This window comes from Acinetobacter sp. TYF_19 (assembly GCF_043105125.1).
Lineage (GTDB): Bacteria > Pseudomonadota > Gammaproteobacteria > Pseudomonadales > Moraxellaceae > Acinetobacter > Acinetobacter johnsonii.
On the sequence record NZ_JBICLH010000018.1, the window covers coordinates 1 to 2,566 of the forward strand.

The 2,566-nt window shown below is 35.4% G+C and carries 4 protein-coding genes; all 4 read left to right on the forward strand.

All coding sequences use genetic code 11. The features are described 5' to 3' along the window. The coding region (locus ACF8FD_RS01915; RefSeq protein ID WP_392453003.1) for a DUF2345 domain-containing protein at positions 1–1,065 on the forward strand (1,065 nt) is incomplete at its 5' end. A 3-nt stretch (positions 1,066–1,068) separates the two neighbouring features. Then, complete coding sequence (locus tag ACF8FD_RS01920; protein WP_234304715.1) at positions 1,069–1,839, forward strand: hypothetical protein; 771 nt, start codon at positions 1,069–1,071, stop codon at positions 1,837–1,839. Between the two features lie 91 nt (positions 1,840–1,930). Next, the gene (locus ACF8FD_RS01925; protein ID WP_227509236.1) at positions 1,931–2,302 is read left to right on the forward strand and encodes a hypothetical protein; all 372 of its coding nucleotides are present in this window, start codon (positions 1,931–1,933) and stop codon (positions 2,300–2,302) included. Positions 2,303–2,357: 55 nt separating this feature from the next. Continuing rightward, the coding region (locus tag ACF8FD_RS01930) for a hypothetical protein (RefSeq protein WP_392453005.1) at positions 2,358–2,566 on the forward strand (209 nt) is incomplete at its 3' end.

The window sequence follows — 2,566 nt, forward strand, 5'->3', positions numbered from 1 at the left end:
ACGGGTCAAATCTCGACTCAACTACAAAGTAGTCATGGGGCAACTCAGTTGAACCTCGGTAACCTTAGTCACCCCAAAGAAAGAGAGACAAGTGAGGGACGAGGAGAAGGCTTTGAGCTTCGAACAGATCAATGGGGCGCGATTCGAGCAGGTGAGGGATTACTGCTCAGTAGCCATAAACAAGATCAAGCTGCAGGTACACATCTGGATGCTCAACCTGCCAAACAACAACTTGAAGGGACTTTAAATAATAGCCAAGCGTTAAGTGAAGCGGCGAAGAATCAACAGACAGATCCACTAGAAGTTTTAGAAAACTTAAAAGGCTTCTTAGAACAGATTGAACAACAAGATCAAAACAAGGCAGATGCATTTAAACAAGCCATCATGATTCTCTCTGCACCAAACTCCATAGCTGTCAGCAGCAATGAAGATATTTATCTCTCAGCAGATGGCCAAATCAGCCAAAGTGCAGGGGAGAGTATTAACCTTTCTACGCAGAAATCATTGATTGCACATGCCAGTGAGAAAATAAGTCTCTTTGCAGCACAAGACGGGCTAAGAGCCTATGCAGGCAAGGGCAAGGTTGAGATACAGGCTCAAGGTGATGCACTCGATGTTATTGCGCGTAAAGACATTCAAATTATTTCCACGGAAGAGCAAATTGAAATTAAGGCCAGTAAGAAAATCGTGCTAACTGCGGGCGGTAGTCAAATTGAGATTAGTGGTGCTGGGGTATTACCGACTACTGCTGGAAAGTTTGAGAGTAAGGCTGGGCAGCATCAGTTTTTGGGTGGGGGTAGAATAGAAGATAGTTTTATGATTTTACCAGATCTTAGAAGTAAAAAATTTCATAGGCGTTTTTTATTTCACGATGAAATTTCTAGTCAGCCATTAAGCTATTACAAATATAGGGTTAAAAATAAAACAACAAATGAAATCCTTCAAGGCATCACTAATATTGATGGTTTAACAGAAATTATAACAACTACGGAAGATACCGATTTAGAAGTGCTAATCGGAAATGATGAAGTTGATGAAATTTTGAAAAAAATAAAGGGAGAGTAGGGGGTGAGTAAGACCATTCGTACAGTTCCTTTTGAAAGTGATCCACAATATCAAGTTCCTATCGGGCTTTATCAGATATCGTTATTAATCGGTAGTTCATATGGTGATGGTGAGCATGAATCCCCTTATGGACATACGGCTGTAGCAATATTTACGGAAAATAAAGATGTACCAGTCATTGTCTATGACTTTGGCAGATATGGTAAGACTTACTCAGAAGAGTTGGGGTTAGGAATCACTTTGAATGGCGCTAGTAGCCCCAGAGGTGAGGGGATTTTAAGATTATGGTGGAGCTTTTCTAGATATATTCAAGGTGAAAATGCTTGTGGCTATGGAACAAGCAAAACAAGAACAACTTATGAGTATATTTATTATGTTCAGCCGCAAAGCGTTCTTAATATTATGAATTTTTTTAAAAAATTAACTGATCAGGGCATTAGGTTAAACACTTCAGATATTAGGACAACATATAAATTGGTTGATCCATATTTTGCTTTAGGACCTAATTGCACTACATTAAGTTTAAATGCAATGAATGTAGGGTTGAGAAATTTTACCAAAAATTCTAGTAAATATATTGATTCAACAAAAGTGCTTGAACGAATGTTGTCAACCGCAATGAAAGCAAAATATCAAGAACCAAATTATTTGTATTTACTGGATAATCTTAAAGATTATCTTGAAAGCCAAGATGTAGCTATTAAGGTAAATGTTAAAAAATTTTATCATGCAAAAAATCAGCCAAAATTACCATCAGAGAGAATGAGAAGATGAAATGCTATTTTTCAAAAAAATATTTAGTTATAGTTTGACCTTTTTATTAGGAACGATTTTATCCTTTTTATTGTTTAATGGAAATTTATTTATGGATAAGAAAGAGATACATGTATTAGAAAAACCTATTTTGGTTAATTCACTTAGTGAAGAATCAGGTCAGGGAGGATATTATGTACTGCCTAAAGGTACAGTATTATATAATGATAGTGATTCTCTAAATACAAGAGTTTTAGTATATTTTAATGTGGTCGGAGATTTGGGTTTGGATTTTAAAGAACAAAATCCGGAAATAAGTAAACAGCCATCAGAGGTAGAGGTAATCGATAGTATGATGCTGCCAGAAATTTTAAAAAAGATAAATTTAAATAAGAATGATATTAAAAGTATTATTGATGAGGATAAAACTGTTCCTGCTAATGTTAAGAATATTCTGTATAAAAAATATAATATTGTTGAGTAGCTTCGCTTTTGTTGGATATAGCAATGCCCCTTCTATTTCACCAAATGAGTTGCCTGTGGGGCATGTTGACCAAATATACAATGAAAAAATTGAAATAGAGAAAGTTATATTGGTTGATGACTTATTTGTTGATAGCAATATCACTAATGATTCTGGTTTGGTTTTAAATACTGGTGTTGGAGAGCCTCCTTATAGTGATAATACAATTGAAGTTAAAGGGACCCCCATTAAAAATGGAAAATATGAAATTATATTAGAGGGGCA

Coding starts and splice junctions, on each gene's coding strand:
- ACF8FD_RS01925 (WP_227509236.1), top strand. CDS start 1,931: ATGGATAAGAAAGAGATACATGTATTAGAAAAACCTATTTTGGTTAAT.